Source organism: Sphingopyxis fribergensis (assembly GCF_000803645.1).
Lineage (GTDB): Bacteria > Pseudomonadota > Alphaproteobacteria > Sphingomonadales > Sphingomonadaceae > Sphingopyxis > Sphingopyxis fribergensis.
The window spans coordinates 4,075,915-4,091,553 of the sequence record NZ_CP009122.1 but is presented as its reverse complement, the minus strand read 5'-3'; the positions used below and the strand labels follow the sequence as shown (position 1 = coordinate 4,091,553).

The 15,639-nt window shown below is 64.8% G+C and carries 17 protein-coding genes; 11 read left to right on the top strand and 6 right to left on the bottom strand.

All coding sequences use genetic code 11. The annotated features are described in order from the left end of the window. Window positions 1–101: 101 nt before the first annotated feature. The 3 genes from ppc to SKP52_RS19120 all read right to left on the bottom strand — a co-directional run bounded on the left by ppc (window position 102) and on the right by SKP52_RS19120 (window position 3,972). The gene (ppc, locus tag SKP52_RS19130; RefSeq protein WP_039577558.1) at window positions 102–2,780 is read right to left on the bottom strand and encodes a phosphoenolpyruvate carboxylase; all 2,679 of its coding nucleotides are present in this window, start codon (window positions 2,778–2,780) and stop codon (window positions 102–104) included. Between the two features lie 77 nt (window positions 2,781–2,857). Continuing rightward, complete coding sequence (locus SKP52_RS19125) at window positions 2,858–3,268, bottom strand: YbaY family lipoprotein (protein ID WP_039577555.1); 411 nt, start codon at window positions 3,266–3,268, stop codon at window positions 2,858–2,860. 137 nt (window positions 3,269–3,405) lie between these two features. Beyond that, window positions 3,406–3,972, bottom strand: coding sequence for an HNH endonuclease (locus tag SKP52_RS19120; RefSeq protein WP_039577552.1), 567 nt, complete (start codon window positions 3,970–3,972; stop codon window positions 3,406–3,408). A 160-nt stretch (window positions 3,973–4,132) separates the two neighbouring features. Between SKP52_RS19120 and gluQRS the strand changes: the two genes are divergently transcribed. The 9 genes from gluQRS (at window position 4,133) to SKP52_RS19075 (ending at window position 11,518) form a co-directional block, all read left to right on the top strand. Continuing rightward, window positions 4,133–4,996: a tRNA glutamyl-Q(34) synthetase GluQRS gene (gene gluQRS, locus SKP52_RS19115; RefSeq protein ID WP_039577548.1), complete on the top strand. Its 864-nt coding sequence runs from the start codon at window positions 4,133–4,135 to the stop codon at window positions 4,994–4,996. Between the two features lie 9 nt (window positions 4,997–5,005). Continuing rightward, on the top strand, window positions 5,006–5,230 hold the full coding sequence (locus tag SKP52_RS19110) for an HIG1 domain-containing protein (RefSeq protein WP_039577543.1): 225 nt from the start codon (window positions 5,006–5,008) through the stop codon (window positions 5,228–5,230). Between the two features lie 12 nt (window positions 5,231–5,242). Continuing rightward, window positions 5,243–5,824: a cob(I)yrinic acid a,c-diamide adenosyltransferase gene (locus SKP52_RS19105; protein WP_039577539.1), complete on the top strand. Its 582-nt coding sequence runs from the start codon at window positions 5,243–5,245 to the stop codon at window positions 5,822–5,824. Between the two features lie 184 nt (window positions 5,825–6,008). Then, window positions 6,009–7,280, top strand: a complete 1,272-nt coding sequence (gene egtB / locus SKP52_RS19100; protein ID WP_052208575.1) for an ergothioneine biosynthesis protein EgtB — start codon at window positions 6,009–6,011, stop codon at window positions 7,278–7,280. Between the two features lie 2 nt (window positions 7,281–7,282). Continuing rightward, window positions 7,283–8,269: an L-histidine N(alpha)-methyltransferase gene (gene egtD / locus SKP52_RS19095; protein ID WP_039577535.1), complete on the top strand. Its 987-nt coding sequence runs from the start codon at window positions 7,283–7,285 to the stop codon at window positions 8,267–8,269. Window positions 8,270–8,324: 55 nt separating this feature from the next. Further along, window positions 8,325–9,191, top strand: coding sequence for a 3-hydroxyacyl-CoA dehydrogenase NAD-binding domain-containing protein (locus tag SKP52_RS19090; protein ID WP_039577531.1), 867 nt, complete (start codon window positions 8,325–8,327; stop codon window positions 9,189–9,191). Continuing rightward, window positions 9,188–9,790 carry a class I SAM-dependent methyltransferase gene (locus SKP52_RS19085; protein WP_039577527.1) on the top strand — a complete coding sequence of 201 codons (603 nt, stop codon included), beginning with the start codon at window positions 9,188–9,190 and terminating at the stop codon, window positions 9,788–9,790. Before SKP52_RS19090 ends, SKP52_RS19085 begins: the two co-directional genes overlap by 4 nt. A 119-nt stretch (window positions 9,791–9,909) precedes the next feature. Further along, on the top strand, window positions 9,910–10,347 hold the full coding sequence (locus tag SKP52_RS19080; protein ID WP_228383701.1) for a hypothetical protein: 438 nt from the start codon (window positions 9,910–9,912) through the stop codon (window positions 10,345–10,347). Between the two features lie 22 nt (window positions 10,348–10,369). Next, window positions 10,370–11,518, top strand: coding sequence for an epoxide hydrolase family protein (locus SKP52_RS19075; protein WP_321164059.1), 1,149 nt, complete (start codon window positions 10,370–10,372; stop codon window positions 11,516–11,518). 21 nt (window positions 11,519–11,539) lie between these two features. Here the strand turns inward: SKP52_RS19075 and SKP52_RS19070 are convergent, their stop codons facing one another. From SKP52_RS19070 to SKP52_RS19060, 3 genes are all read right to left on the bottom strand, one after another. After that, window positions 11,540–11,857: an MliC family protein gene (locus SKP52_RS19070; RefSeq protein WP_039577525.1), complete on the bottom strand. Its 318-nt coding sequence runs from the start codon at window positions 11,855–11,857 to the stop codon at window positions 11,540–11,542. 14 nt (window positions 11,858–11,871) lie between these two features. Then, window positions 11,872–12,495 carry a beta/gamma crystallin-related protein gene (locus tag SKP52_RS19065; protein ID WP_039577521.1) on the bottom strand — a complete coding sequence of 208 codons (624 nt, stop codon included), beginning with the start codon at window positions 12,493–12,495 and terminating at the stop codon, window positions 11,872–11,874. 100 nt (window positions 12,496–12,595) lie between these two features. After that, window positions 12,596–13,948, bottom strand: coding sequence for a NupC/NupG family nucleoside CNT transporter (locus SKP52_RS19060; protein WP_039577518.1), 1,353 nt, complete (start codon window positions 13,946–13,948; stop codon window positions 12,596–12,598). Between the two features lie 116 nt (window positions 13,949–14,064). Here SKP52_RS19060 and SKP52_RS19055 point away from each other — a divergent pair, with 116 nt between their 5' ends. Continuing rightward, window positions 14,065–14,721, top strand: a complete 657-nt coding sequence (locus SKP52_RS19055) for a queuosine precursor transporter (protein ID WP_039577515.1) — start codon at window positions 14,065–14,067, stop codon at window positions 14,719–14,721. Then, window positions 14,718–15,626, top strand: coding sequence for an acetylglutamate kinase (gene argB, locus SKP52_RS19050; protein ID WP_407695039.1), 909 nt, complete (start codon window positions 14,718–14,720; stop codon window positions 15,624–15,626). Before SKP52_RS19055 ends, argB begins: the two co-directional genes overlap by 4 nt. The last annotated feature ends 13 nt before the right edge of the window (window positions 15,627–15,639 follow it).

The window sequence follows — 15,639 nt, the reverse complement described above, 5'->3', positions numbered from 1 at the left end:
CACCAACTTCCGTTCGTGTCGAGCGAAGTCGAGACACGCAGGCGCGGTGTTGGCGTGTCTCGACTTCGCTCGACACAAGCGGGATGGGGTAGAACCAGACCTTATCCGCTATTCCTGAGCGCCGTCGCGATCGCGTTGATCGTCAGCTGAATGCCCTCGGCGATGCGCGGGTCGGTCTCGCCCGCGCGGTGGCGCTTCATCAGTTCGATCTGGAGCAGGTTCAAGGGCTCGATATAGGGCAGGCGCAGTCGGATCGACGCCTCGAGCGCCGGGTTCTTTTCGAGCAGCCGTGTCTGGCCCGTAATATCGAGCAGCCCGTCATGCGCGCGGTTCCACCCGTCGCGGATACGCACGAAGATCGCATCATGCCCGTCAACGCCCGCCGCGAGATCGGCGTATCGCGCCGCGATCCCCATGTCGGATTTCGCGAGCACCATCTCCATATTGCCGAGCAATGCTGCAAAGAAGGGCCAGCCCGCCGCCATGTCGGCCAGCAACGCCTTGTCCTCGAACGCCGCAAAGCCTTCGCCGGTGCCGTACCAGCCCGGCAGCATCGCGCGCGACTGCGCCCAGCTGAACACCCAGGGGATCGCGCGCAAATCCTCGATCGCGCTCGACTTGGTGCGGCTCGACGGGCGCGACCCGATCTTCAGCGTCGCAATCTCGGCGATCGGGGTCATCGCGCGGAAGAAATCCTTGAACGCCGGCGTATCGTAAACCAGCCCGCGATACGCCGCGAAGGCGCTTCTCGACACGGCATCCATCGCCGCAGTGAAACGCGCCGCATCCTTGTCGTTCAACGCCTCGGGCTCGAGGCTCGCGAGCAGGCTCGCCGACACCATCGCCTCGAGGTTCGTCGCCGCGCTCGCCGCGGTGCCATATTTCGCCGCGATCACTTCGCCCTGTTCGGTGATGCGGATGCGGCCCTGCACCGTGCCCGCGGGCTGCGCGCGGATCGCGGCAAAGGCGCTGCCGCCGCCGCGCCCGACCGCGCCGCCGCGGCCGTGGAACAGCTGCATAGCGGTGTCGGCCTCCTCGAACACCGGGGTCAGCGCCTGCGACGCCTGATGCAATCCCCAGGTCGAGGTCAGATAACCGCCATCCTTGTTCGAATCCGAATAGCCGATCATCACTTCCTGATGTCCGCGCTGCCCGATCTGCGGCCCGATTTCGGGCATCGCGAAATAACGCGCCATGATCGCGGGCGCACGATCGAGATCGGCGATCGTCTCGAACAAAGGCACAACCATCAGGTTCGTCTTGCCCGCGTCGCCGCCGCTCCGCCACAGCCCCGCCTCGCGCGCGAGGACATGGACTTCGAGCAGGTCGGACAATTCCTGCGCCATGCTGATGATCCACTGGCAGATCGCGTCGTTGCCGAGCCGCGCGCGCACATCGGCGGCGGCATGAACGATCGCGAGTTCGCCCGCAGTCTCGTCGCTCCACTGGTGCCACGGCGCCGCAAGCGGCCGGTCGCTTTGCAGCTCGGCGGTGAGCAGCGCGACGCGCGCCTCTTCATCGAGCGCCAGATAATCGGCGCACACGCCCGACACCGAGAGCAGCTCGGCGAGCACGCGCTCGTGCACCGCACTATTCTGCCGCATGTCGAGCGTCGCAAGGTGGAACCCGAACACTTCCACAGCTCGGATCAGCCGCCCCAGCGCGCCGATGCCGCCGAACTGGCCTTGGCTGTTCGACGATAAGCCATTCGCGATAGTGACCAGGTCGCGGCGGAAATCGCCCGGCGTGTCATAGGGTTCCCCCTTCAGCGCCGACGGACGCGGCGGCGCCTTGCCGACGATCTGCGTATAGGTCGCGCAAAGCCGTGCATAAATGCCCGACAGCGCCCGGCGATAGGGTTCGTCGCGGCGGCTCGGCGCGTTGTCGCCGCTCGCCTCGGCCAGCGCCTCGACCGCGTCGGGAACCGCGGCGAGGCTCGCCGACACCGACAGCTCGGCGCCCAGCCCGTGCACCGCGTCGATATAATGGCCGAGCACCGCCGCCGCGTTGCGCGCGGTGGCCATGCCCATCGTCTCGGCGGTGACGAAGGGGTTGCCGTCGCGGTCGCCGCCGATCCAGCTGCCGACCCGCAAAAAGCTCGCGGGGCGCTGCCCCAGCTCGGCTTCCCAGCGCGCATAGAGTTTTGGCACCACGGGTAGGAAGACGTCGCGCAAATAAGTCAGCGCATTGTCGATCTCGTCAGCGACGAACAATTTTTCGGTGCGCAGCGGGCGCGTTTGCCACAGCAGCACGATCTGCCGCCGAATCGCATCCTCGACGACATCGCCCTCGGGCGTCTCGTCGGCGCCGCCGTCGCGCAGCAGCATCAGCTCGGCGATGCGGTTCTTGTGGTCGAGCATCGATTTGCGGCGCACCTCGGTCGGGTGCGCGGTCAGCACCGGCGCGACGAGAGAGGCGCTCAGCAGCGCCGCGATCGCGTCGCTATCGATCCCGTCGGTCTTCAGCTTCTCGATCGCCGCCGCAACCGTGGCTTCGGGCTCGGCGGTAACCCCCTGCCGGTCCTCGGCGAGGTTCGCGAGCATCGAAAATAGCATGAAGCCGCGCACGAATGCGATCGTGTCGTCGAGGCTCAGCGCATCGAGCCCCGGGTCGATCGCCTCGGCGCCCGCGATCCCGCGGTGCCGGTCAACGCTCGACGAACGGATATATTCGGTCTGACGGAACAATTTGTCGCCGCCATAGGCGCGGATGACGTCGCCGAGGATCCGCCCCAAATAGCGGATGTCGGGATTTTGCGAGATCTGGATACGCGGGCCCATGCGCGGGATTGCTGCACCTGCGAAGGCGCATCGTCAACCCGCGCATAGCTATGCGCCAAAAAGCCCGCAGCGTTCGATCAAGGCGTTTTGATGAGGGTCAACATTCCCAGATCGATCGCGCGGCGGCCATCGAACGCAACAGAGTTACGCGTGTCGGTGATGAACATCAATTTCCCCGACGCGTCAGTAATGCGCGCCGACACCGCATAGCTGTGGCGCGCGTCGAGCTGCCGCTGGTCGACCGTCATTGTAAAGGCGAAGGGCACCTGCCGACCGTCGGCGGTGAAGGCCTGTTGAGCAATCGTTTTCGACGGCGCGTCGGCCAAACTGACGTCGGCGAGCGTGATTTCGACCTGCGCCGTCGGCGGCAGCGCGATGCGCTCGCGATAGGTGATGCTGCCGATGACCGACACCGGCTGCTCGGCGGGCGTGGTTGCGCAGGCGGCGAGCGAAAGCGTCAGACCGATAGGGGCGGCGATACGAAGCATGATCTTCTCCCGTCAAATCATGCACCCCTGCGAAAGCAGGGGCCCATCTCCCGTTGGCGCAATATGGAGGCTGCGGGAGATGGGTCCCCGCATTCGCGGGGACACAAAAACCATATAGGCGAGCAGTGACGAAAGGCCTACCCCTCCAGCTCAACATCCCAGTAAAGCCAGTCGATCCAGCTCGTATGGAGATAGTTCGGCGGAAAGGCGCGGCCATTGTCCTGCAACTGCCAACTCGTCGGGCGCCACGGCTGGCGATAGATCGGCATATGCGCTTGGCTCGGCGTACGGCCGCCCTTCTTGAGGTTGCACGGCGCGCAGGCGGTCGCGACATTTTCCCATGTCGTGCGCCCGCCGAGGCGGCGGGGCACGACATGATCGAAGGTCAGATCCTTGCCCGACCCGCAATATTGGCAGGCGAAGCGGTCGCGCAAGAAGAGGTTGAAGCGCGTGAACGCCGGATGCTCCGACGGCTTCACATATTGGCGCAGCGCAATGACGCTCGGGATCGCCATCGTCCGCGTCGGCGAGTGGATCTCGCGTTCGTAATTTTCGACGATGGTGACACGGTCGAGGAACACCGCCTTGACCGCGGTCTGCCACGGCCACAGGCTCAAGGGATAATAGCTCAGCGGCGTATAATCTGCGTTGAGTACGAGCGCCGGACAGCTATCGGGATGCCGGGCAAGATCGGGATGGAACATGGCTAGGTAACGCTGCCCCCCTTTGTTTCACGGGATGGCGCGCCACTGCCTCCCGCGCGTGACACCATCATTACATGCCCTATCAGATTCTGACGTCAAGGGGGGATATGCTAGCAAGATATGGAATGATTCGCTTTGACTCGGCACAGCATATGGATTCATGGCGCGGAAGATGCTGACACGTTTCGCCCCCAGCCCGACCGGCGAGCTTCACCTCGGCCACGCCTATAGCGCGGTGCTCGCGCACGGTGCGGGATGCGCCACGGGTGGGCGCTTCCTGATCCGCATCGACGATATTGACGGCAGCCGTTCGCGCGAGGAATTTGTCGGCGCATCGCTCGCCGACCTCGCCTGGCTCGGGATCGATTGGGATGGCGATCCGGTGCGCCAGTCGGCGCGACTTGGCGATTATGCCGCCGCGCTAGAAGTGCTGCGAAAACGCGACCTCGTCTATCCCTGCTTCTGCACGCGCGCCGACATCGCCGCGAGCCTTTCGGCTCCGCATGGGCCATCCGGGGCGGTATATCCGGGCACTTGCCGCAACCTGCCAGATGCGGAGCGCGAGCGCCGCCTAGCGGGCGAGCCACATTGCTGGCGGCTCGACATGGCGCGCGCCGTGGCGCAAACGGGCAAGCAGGCGTGGGAAGAAATGGGGCATGGGCTGCGCACCGCCGATCCGCTCGCGCACGGCGATATCGTCCTCTCGCGCAAGGACGCCCCCGCGAGCTATCACCTCGCGAGCACGCTCGACGATGCGGCGATGGGGGTGACGCACGTGATCCGCGGCGCCGACCTCATCGCCTCGACCGACGTCCACCGCCTGCTCCAGGCGCTGCTGGGCTTGCCGACCCCGCTCTATCGTCACCACGCGCTCGTCTGTGGCCCCGATGGTAAGAGGCTCGCGAAACGCGAAGCCGCGGCCTCGCTCGCCTCGCTCCGCGCGGCCGGGATCGACGGGCCGACACTCGCGGCCGATTTGGCGGCCGACCGGCTTCCCGCTGGCTATTCGCTGCAAAATCCCTAGATAGACATTATGGAAATCCTGCTCATCCTTGGCGTCGTGATTGCCGCCGGCTTCGTCCTCTTCTCGCTCGCGCGGGGGCTCTTCTATTTCTCGCAAGGGCACAAAGCCCAGATGGACGGCACCGCGCACGAAAATCAGGTGATGCAGAACAAGATGATGATGTCGCGCGTGAAGTGGCAGGCGATCACCATCATGCTGCTCGTGCTGATCGGCCTGTTCGCCGCCGGCAAGTAAGCGCCCGCACCGATGGTCAAGCTCAACAAGATCTACACGCGCACCGGCGACGATGGCACGACCGGACTCGTCGATGGCTCGCGCGTCGCCAAGTCCGACGCGCTGATGGCGGCGATCGGCGATGTCGACGAAGCGAACAGCTGGGTCGGCCTCGCCGCCGCGGCGCTCGACGCGGCGAGCGACGAAGCCGCGATGCTCGCGCGGATCCAGAACGAGATGTTCGACCTCGGCGCCGACCTTGCTACCCCGCCCGACATCCAGTTCGGTTTCGGCCCGCACGAAATGGCGCTGCGTATCGTGCCGAGCCAGATCGCGCGGCTCGAGGACGAGATCGACGCGATGAACGACGCCCTGGATACGCTCAAAAGCTTCATCCTGCCGGGCGGGACCGAAGCCGCCGCGCGGCTCCACCTTGCCCGTGCCGTGACGCGCCGCGCCGAACGCGCGGCGGTTGCAGCGGGGGCGACGCGCGATCTCAACCCGATCGCGCTCAATTATCTCAACCGACTGTCCGATCATCTGTTCGTCCTCACGCGGCACCTCAATGCCGCGGCGGGCGGCGACATCCTCTGGAAACCGGGCGCGACGCGCTGATCAAATCTCTCGTCACCCCGGACTTGATCCGGGGTCCAGCTCAACGCCGGAAAGGTGGATGCCGGATCGGGCTGGCATGACGAACGGTAGCAATGTTCCCCAAACGTTCTAGACTTTTCTCTGCGGCGTAACCATAATCCGCGACTCAGCGAAACCGAATCGCACCTCGGGGAATTGTCTCACCATGGCCAGCCGCACAGATGCCCAAAATCGTACCGATCCGCTGGAAGAGGTCACCAGGCGCTTCGCCGCGACACGCCGCCTGTCGCTCGATCTTGTCGCGACGCTCTCCGACGCCGATGCGAGCGCGCAGTCGATGCCCGATGCCTCGCCCGCCAAATGGCATCTCGCGCACACGACATGGTTCTTCGAAACCTTTGTGCTGCGTGACCATGTGACGGGTTATCGGCTCCACGACGAACGCTATCCCTTTCTGTTCAACAGCTATTATGAAGCCGAAGGGCCGCGCCACGCGCGGCCGCAGCGCGGCCTGCTGACGCGCCCGTCGCTCGACGAAATCTGCATCTGGCGTGCGCATGTCGACACCGCGGTGCAAAGTGCCTTGCCCGGCCTGCCACCCGCCGCGCTGATGCTCGTCGAGCTTGGTATCCATCACGAGCAGCAGCATCAGGAATTGCTGCTTACCGACCTCAAGCATCTCTTCGCGCAGAACCCGCTCGGCCCCGCCGTGTGGGGTGCCGAAAAGCGAATCGCGAGTGAAGTTACGCAGTTTTCTGCGATGAAATGGATCAAGGGTGCCGTCGGTGTGACCGCGGTCGGGCATGACGGTAACGGCTTCGCCTTCGACTGCGAAGGGCCGCGCCATGACGCGCTGCTTGCCCCGCACGCGCTTGCCAGCCGCCCGGTGAGCAATGGCGAGTGGCACGAATTCATCGCCGACGGCGGCTACCACACGCCGTCGCTTTGGCTCAGCGACGGTTGGGCGTGGGTGCAGGCCGACAATATCGACGCCCCCGCCTATTGGGACGGCGACCGCCAGTTCACGCTTTCGGGGTGGCGCGAAATCGATCCCGCGGCGCCGGTGACGCACATCAGCTTCTTCGAGGCCGACGCCTTCGCGAGCTGGGCCGGCGCGCGTCTCCCGACCGAACAGGAATGGGAAGCCGCGGCGGCGGCATTCGACCCGACCGGCGGGCAGCAGCTCGATACCGCCGGGCCCGTCCAGCCGCGGGCTCCGGTCGATGACACGGGTCTGCAACAGATGTTCGGCAGCGTGTGGGAATGGACCGGCAGCGCCTATCGTCCCTATCCCGGCTTCCGCGCTGCGCCCGGCGCGGTCGGCGAATATAATGGCAAGTTCATGAACGGCCAGTTCGTGCTGCGCGGCGGCAGCTGCGCGACCCCGCGCGGCCACCTCCGCCCCTCCTACCGCAATTTCTTCTACCCCCACCAGCGTTGGCAATTCACCGGCGTGCGGCTCGCAAAGGACCTTTGACCATGGGTGTCGTCCGTAATCTTCGTCAGGTCGATGCCGATGCCGCGGGGGTCGACATAGCCTTTCGCGCCGACGTCCACGCCGGCCTCGCGCAAAGGCAAAAGGCGATCCCGGCGCGCTGGTTCTACGATACGATCGGCTCGGCGCTGTTCGAGGATATCACTGCGCTCCCCGAATATTACCCCACGCGCAGCGAAACCGATCTGCTGACGCGCCATGCCGCCGATATCGCGGCTGCGACCGGTCCGGCGCGCGCGGTCGTCGAACTCGGCTCGGGCAGCTCGACCAAGACGCCGTTGCTCCTCAATGCGATCGATCCCTCGGCCTATGTCCCCGTCGATATTTCGGGCGATTTCCTGCGCGGCAGTGCCGAGGCGCTCGCGGCGCGTTTTCCGGGCCTCCCAATCTATCCGGTCGAGGCCGATTTCACCCAGCGCGTGACCATGCCCGATGAAATTGCGGACCTGCCCAAGCTCGGATTTTTCCCCGGTAGCACGATCGGCAATATGGTCGCGCGCACCGCGATCGACCTGCTGCGCAACTGGCGCTGCGCGCTCGGCGAAGCGTCGCTTCTGTTGATCGGGATCGACCGGATCAAGGATGTGGCGACGCTCGAACTGGCCTATGACGACCCGGCCGGCGTGACCGCGGCGTTCAACCTCAACCTGCTCGAGCGGATCAACCGCGAACTTGGCGGCGATATCCCGGTCGCCAATTTTTCGCATCGCGCGATCTGGGACGATGTCCATGCGCGCATCGAGATGCATCTCGTCGCGGCGTGCGACATGGAATTCACGATCGACGGCCGCCTTTATGCGATGGCGAAGGGCGAGACGATCCACAGCGAAAACAGCCATAAATATGGCGCGCGCGACGCGAACCTGCTCCTGCGCGCGAGCGGATGGACGCCGGTCGCAACATGGGACGACGCCGACCCTGCCTTTGCGCTGATTCTCGCCGAAGCGACCGCTTTCCGTTCCGCCCCTTGACGCTGGCGTGCCAGCGCCTAGGCAGCGGGCACGGTTTTCAGCGAAAGGGCAGCATATGATCGTCGGCGTTATCGGTGCGGGACAAATGGGCGCGGGAATTGCGCAGGTGTCGGCGGGCGCCGGGCATGATGTGCTGCTATCCGACATCGACCTCGCGCGCGCCGAAGCGGGCAAGGCCGGCATCGCCAAGGCGCTCGGCCGCCTCGTCGCCGAGGAAAAGATGACGCAGGGCGATGCCGACGCGCTGCTCGGCCGCATCACCCCGGTCGCTGATCACAGCGCCTTCGCCCCCGCCGATCTCGTCATCGAGGCGGCGACCGAGCGCGAAGAGATCAAGCGTGCGATCTTCGCCAGCGTTGGCCAGCATCTATCGGCAACAGCGATCCTCGCGAGCAACACCAGCTCGATCCCGATCACGCGGCTGGCCCAGGCCGCGCCCGATCCGGCGCGCTTCATCGGCGTTCATTTCTTCAACCCGGTGCCCGTCATGGGCCTGATCGAATTGATCCGCGGCCTCGCCACCAGCGATGACACGCTCGCAAAGGTTGAAGGTTTTGGCCGCGGTCTCGGCAAGGAAATCGTCCACGCCAACGACGCGCCGGGCTTCATCGTCAACCGCGTGCTGATGCCGATGATCAACGAGGCGGTGTTCGCTTTGGGCGAAGGCGTCGCAACGATGCAGGACATCGACGTCGGCTGCCGCCTCGGCCTCAATCATCCGATGGGTCCGATCACGCTCGCCGACTTCATCGGGCTCGACACCTGCCTTGAGATCATCCGCGTCCTCTACAGCGGCACCGGCGATCCGAAATTCCGTCCCGCGCCCTTGCTCGTCCAATATGTCGATGCGGGCTGGGTCGGCAAAAAGGCAGGGCGCGGCTTCTACGACTGGACCGGGTCGGAACCCGTCCCGACGCGGTGAGCGGATACGACGCCCGGACCCTCGCATTCTATGCGGCGGAAGCGCCGGTCTATACGGCGTCGGGCAAGCTTGGCGTGTCGCGCCATCTCGATCGCTTCCTCGACCGGCTGCCCGCCGGAGCGGAGATACTCGAACTGGGATGCGGCGGCGGCCGCGACGCCGCGCACATGATGGCGCGGGGCTTTGCGGTCGATCCGACCGACGGGGTCGCCGAGATCGCTGCGAAGGCGGAAGCGCAGATCGGTCGCCCGGTGCGCGTGATGCGCTTCGGAGAGCTCGATGCGACCGCGCGCTATGATGCCGTCTGGGCGTCGGCGAGCTTGCTCCACGTACCGCGCCGCGATCTTCGGGAGGTAATTGCGCGCATTCACCGCGCGCTGAGGCCGGGCGGGTTGCATTTCGCAAGCTACAAAGGCGGCGGGGCGGAAGGACGCGACCGCTTCGGGCGCTATTTCAACTATTTTGCGCGCGCAGAGCTCGAATCCATCTATCGCGACGCCGCCGTTTGGGATTTACTCGATATCTCCGAGGGTGTTGGCGGCGGCTATGACGGCGCACAGGGGCCGTGGGTTCAAATCACCCTGCGTCGTCCGCTATAGGTCTGACCAGAGGGAGCCGAAAGGCATCCAATGCGTTGGGTATATGGAATGCAGGGGATGATATGATCATGCGTAACAAGACCTTATTCTTACTTGCCGCCGTTCTTCTGGCCGGAGCTGTGACCGCCCAGGCACAGCAGGGCGCGCCCGAAGAATCGACTATCAAAGACACCGCCAACTCGGTGGCCGCGCCGTTCGACGGCAAGGAAGTTCCGCCAAAGTTGCTGGCGATTCAGGACAATCCCTATTCGCTCGCGGGGCTTGGAAAATGTGCGGCGATCATCAACGAAGTGAACGAACTCAACGAAGTGCTGGGTCCCGACGTCAACGAACAGGTCGACAAGGACCGTGCCAAGAAGCGCGAGGAAACCGCGGGCCGCGTCGCCGGAACGATCGCGGGCGGCATTATTCCTTTCCGCGGGCTGATTGGCGAAGTCACCGGCGCCAACGCCGAGCGTCGCCGCTATGCGCTGGCGGTCTATGCCGGTACGGTGCGCCGCGGTTTCCTGAAGGGTGTCGGGCTCGAACGCGGTTGCAAGGCGCCCGCACGCCCCTGAGCATATTGGCCTGAGCGGGAGGATGCGGATGCAGGTCGACAATATTCGTGCCTTTACCATCGACATGCCGCAAGCGGCGCTCGACGATCTGAAGGCGCGTTTGGCGCGCACCCGCTGGCCGGAAAAAGAAACCGTCGACGACTGGGATCAGGGCATTCCGCTCGCCTATGCGCAGGAACTCGCGGTCTATTGGCGCGATGCGTATGACTGGCGCCGGGTCGAGGCGCGGGTCAATTCGCTGCCCAATTATCTCGCGACGGTGGGCGGGGTCGACATCCATTTCCTGCATATCCAGTCGGCCAACCCAACCGCACGGCCGCTGGTCCTGACGCACGGCTGGCCGGGGTCGGTGCTCGAATTCCTCGACGTGATCGAACCGCTTGTCGCCGATTATCATCTCGTGATCCCGTCACTTCCTGGCTATGGCTTTTCGGGCAAGCCCGGCGAGGCCGGATGGAGCATCGAGCATATTGGCGCGGCGTGGGACGCGCTTATGCGGGCGCTCGGCTATGATCGCTATTTTGCGCAGGGCGGCGATTGGGGGAGCGCGGTGACGTGCGCGATCGCGATGAACCATGCCGATCGTTGCGCTGGCATCCATGTCAATATGGTGGTCGGCGCGCCGCCGCCCGACCTGATGACCGACCTTTCCGATAGCGAGAAACTCTATCTTGCGCGCTTCGGCTGGTATCGGTCGAAGGACAGCGGTTATTCGACGCAGCAAGCGACGCGGCCGCAAACAATCGGCTATGCGCTGACCGATTCACCCGTGGGGCAGATGGCGTGGATCGTCGAAAAATTTCACGGATGGACTGACTGCGGGCACCAGCCCGGCGGCCTGTCAATCGGCGGCCATCCCGAAAATGCGCTTTTGCGCGATGCTATGCTTGATACGGTCAGCCTGTACTGGCTGACCGCCAGCGCAGCATCCTCGGCGCGGCTCTATTGGCACAGCTTCCGCAGCTTCGCTGCCGGGGAAATTCTGGTACCCACGGGGTGCAGCCTGTTCCCGAACGAGATCATGCGCCTATCGCGGCGCTGGGCCGAGCGGCGCTACAAGAATATCGTCTACTGGAACGAACTGACAAGCGGCGGGCATTTCGCGGCGTGGGAACAGCCCGAATTGTTCGTCGGCGAAGTCCGCGCGGCGCTGGCGCAAATGACTTTGTAACCGCGCCGTCGGATTTCCGAATCACATCGGGGTATAGACGACGCGGCAGCTTTCGGGCGCCGAGCGCAAAGCCGTGTTCCAGGTCACGTCGTTGCCATTGCGCTGCAGCCGTGCTCCGTTCTTGTTCTCGTAAATCTGGCCGCTGTTCGCCGGCGTCTGTTTGAGTAACATCGAACGCATGCCGTTGACGCGAACGACGGCGGTATTGCCGACATAGTCAACCTTCAGCTTGGTGCCGCCGCTGCAGTCATAGCTGGTGCCGGTGTTGCGCGGGACCGACGAACAGGCCGCAAGCGAGAGGATCGCGGCGCCTGCCGCGACGAAAATCGTCGTCTTCATATCCTGTCTCCCCCTCAATAGCCCGAACGGACGCACAGCACGTCGGCGAGGTAGACCCGCCCGCTGATCGTTTCCATATGCTCGCGTGCCGACCCGTTCCAGCCGATCGAGCGGCACCAGGTATCGGCGGTCTGCGCGGCGCAATTGGCAGTTGCAGAGCCGCGAGCACAGGCGAGCACGCGGTAGTTGCGCTCCGCCGGCTGGGTGTGGAATTCGGCGAAATTGCCGCGCGCGACCTGGTCGTTGGCGGGCGGGTTCGGGTTCCATCCACCGCCGCCCCCGCCGACGGGGCGAATTGACTGGATGGTAATTCCGCGCAGGACATTGTTCAGCATCGGCGTGTCGCGATCGACCGTCCGGCAGTTGCCGCGATAGCGCGTCTTTTCGCAAAGCTCCCAGCGGCCGTTCGGGACGCGGATCGAATTGACCGGCCAGGCGAGGCCGAGGTTGGGCTTTTCCTCGCCGATGAACACCGCGGGGCCGCGATAGCCGGCATCGCGATAGATGGTCGCTTTGGGCGGTCGCTCGGGGCGATAGCGTTCGGTTTCGGCAGTCTGGGCATAGGATGTGGCGAGGAAACCCGCCCCTATCGACGCCGCTGCTGCGGCAAGTATCGACAAACGATAAGCGGTTTTCATGACAGCCTCCCATATTGCGAACGCGACCCGGGATTCGTTATATCCCAAAGTTTACGTCATTCGCAGGCGGCTTGCAAATTGTCCCAATCGGCCGGGGAGGTTAGGGCGCCTTGGCTGGTTCCGCTGTCGGTACGGCCGGGGGAGCCGCATGGGTTTCGGGCGCGGGCGCTGCAACGGCGGGCGTCGCCGGAGGAGGCGCAGCGAGCGGCGGGGCGACGCCGAGCATCAGCCCCGCGAGCGCCGCCGACATCAGGTTCGACAGGCTGCCCGCGAGCAATGCCTTGAGGCCGAGCTTGGCGATCATCGGACGCTGGTTCGGGGCGAGGCCGCCGGTCACCGCCATCTGGATCGCGATCGAACTGAAATTGGCAAAACCGCAGAGCGCAAAGGTCGCGATCGCGACCGCTGCGGCCGACATATCGCCCTGCGCGCGGCCGAGGTCGATGAAGGCGACGAATTCGTTGAGCACGACCTTGCTGCCGAACAGCCCGCCGACCACGGCGCTTTCTTCCCATGGCACCCCCATCAGCCACATCACGGGGCGGAAAATCGTGCCGATGATCGCTTGGAACGACAGACCTTCGACGCCGAACCAGCCGCCGATTCCCGCGAGCAGCCCGTTGGCGAGCGCGACGAGCGCGACGAACGCCATCACCATCGCGCCGACCGCGACCGCGAGCTTGACGCCGGTCTGCGCGCCCTGCGCGGCGGCCATGATGATGTTCGCGGGCTTTTCCTCGTCATGGCTCGCCTCGGGCATTACGACGGGTTCGATGCCGATGTCCTTGGGATCGTCGGGCATCATGATCTTGGCCATCAGGATGCCGCCGGGCGCCGACATGAAGCTGGCTGCAAGCAGATAGGGGAGGAGGTGCGGGCCGATCATCCCGGCATAAGCGCCGAGGATGGTGCCCGCGACGCCCGCCATGCCGACCGTCATCACGGTGAACAGCTGCGGCGGGGTGAGGCCGGCGAGATAAGGGCGGATGACGAGCGGCGATTCGGATTGGCCGACGAAGATGTTCGCGGCGGCGCCGAGGCTTTCGACCTTGGTGATGCCGGTGACCTTCTGGATCGCGCCGCCGACCCATTTGATGATCAGCTGCATGATCCCGAGATAATAGAGCACCGAGATCAGCGAGGCGAAAAAGATGATCACGGGCAGTGCGCCGATCGCGAACACCGCCTTGCCATAGGGCGCCTGCGTCAGCACTTCGCCGAACAGGAATTTCGTGCCTTCGTCGGCATAACTCAAGAGGTTCGAAACGCCGTTCGACATCGCCTGAATCACCGCGCGGCCCCACGGCGTGCCGATGACGAGCACCGCGAATCCGGCCTGGAGCAGGAACGCCGGGATGACGATGCGCGGGCGAATCCAGCGACGGTTCGACGAAAACAGCACGGCAATCGCAAGCAATGCGACGATGCCAAGCAAACCGATCAGGCGTTCCATAATGTCTGTGCGTCCCCCGCAAATTGATACCCGTCTCTAGCGGGCTTTCCGGGTGGGGCAAGTCTGTGCCGATGCGGCACCTTTCCACCCGCCGCAAAAGCGATTAAGCGGCCTCGATGGAAAATAGCTCCTCGCGCCTGATCGCGCCTTCGCTGCTGCTGTTCGCAATCCTCTACGGCGGCATGGTCCCGCTCGGCGGTTTCCTCGGCGCGAAGCAGGTCGCGCTTGGTCCGCTCGCGGTCGAGGCCGGGATTTTCCCCTTTCTGACGCTGATCGCGATATCGAGCGGCATCGCCGAACTGCACGGCCGCGCCGTCGCCGACAAGCTGGTCCGGTTCGGTTTCATTCCGCTCATTCTCGCGATCATCCTGACGGTGTTCGTGCTGCAGCTGCCGACCGACGAGGGGATGTACGAACCCGCCAAGGAAGCCTTTCCGATTATCGTCGGGCAGGGCTGGCGGATGATGGCCGCGGGGATTTTGGCCTATGGCGTGTCGGTCAGCCTCAACGTCTGGATTTTTGCGCGGATGACCGCGAACAACGGCCGGCTGTTGCCGTTGCGTGGCTTCGTCGCGGCGGCGCTCAGCCAGATCATCGATACGTTGATCTTCATCACGGTCAGCTTCTATGGCGTGCGCCCGATCGCCGACCTGATGATCGGCCAGATGCTTGCCAAGGTCGCTCTGTCGGCGGTGATGGTGCCCTTGCTGGTGATGGCGGTGGTCGCGATCGGCCGCAAGATGGACGCCAAAGCCGAACTGCCGGCAGGATGATGACGATGACCGATCCTTCGAAAATGCCCGACCTGCTCGCCAAGGCCGAAACGCTCGTCGAGGCGCTGCCCTATCTGCAGCGCTATGCGGGCGAGACCTTCGTGATCAAATATGGCGGCCATGCGATGGGCGATCCCGAGGCGCAGCGCGACTTCGCCGAGGATGTCGTCCTGCTGAAAGCCGTCGGTATCAACCCGGTCGTCGTCCATGGCGGCGGGCCGCAGATTGGCGCGATGCTGAAACAGCTCGGGATCGAATCGACCTTTGTCGGCGGGCTGCGCGTCACCGACGCCGCGACCGCCGAGGTCGCCGAGATGGTGCTGGCGGGTAAGATCAACAAGGAGATCGTCAGCTGGCTCGCCGCGCTTGGCGGCCGCGCGGTCGGCATTTCGGGCAAGGACGCGAACCTTGTGCTCGCCGAAAAGGTCAGCCGCACCGAACCCGATCCCAATTCGGGGATCGAGCGGCATGTGGACCTGGGCTTCGTCGGCGAACCCGTCGCGGTCGACCCGACGATCCTCGTCAACCTGACCAAGGACAATTTCATTCCGATCGTCGCGCCGGTAGCGCTTGGTGCGGACGGCGCGACCTATAATATCAACGCCGACACGATGGCGGGCGCGATCGCGGGCGCGCTCGGCGCCAAACGATTCTTCCTGCTCACCGACGTCGCCGGGGTGCTCGACAAGTCGGGCGCGCTGCTCACCGACCTCGACCGCCCGGCGATCGACGAACTGAAACAGGACGGGACGATCACCGGCGGCATGATTCCGAAGGTCGAGACCTGCGTCGCCGCCGTCGACGCCGGGGTCGAGGCGGCGGTCATCCTCGACGGGCGCATCCCGCACGCGATGCTGCTCGAAATTTTCACCGCGAGGGGTGCAGGCACGCTCATTCACCGCTAAGAGACGCGGCAAG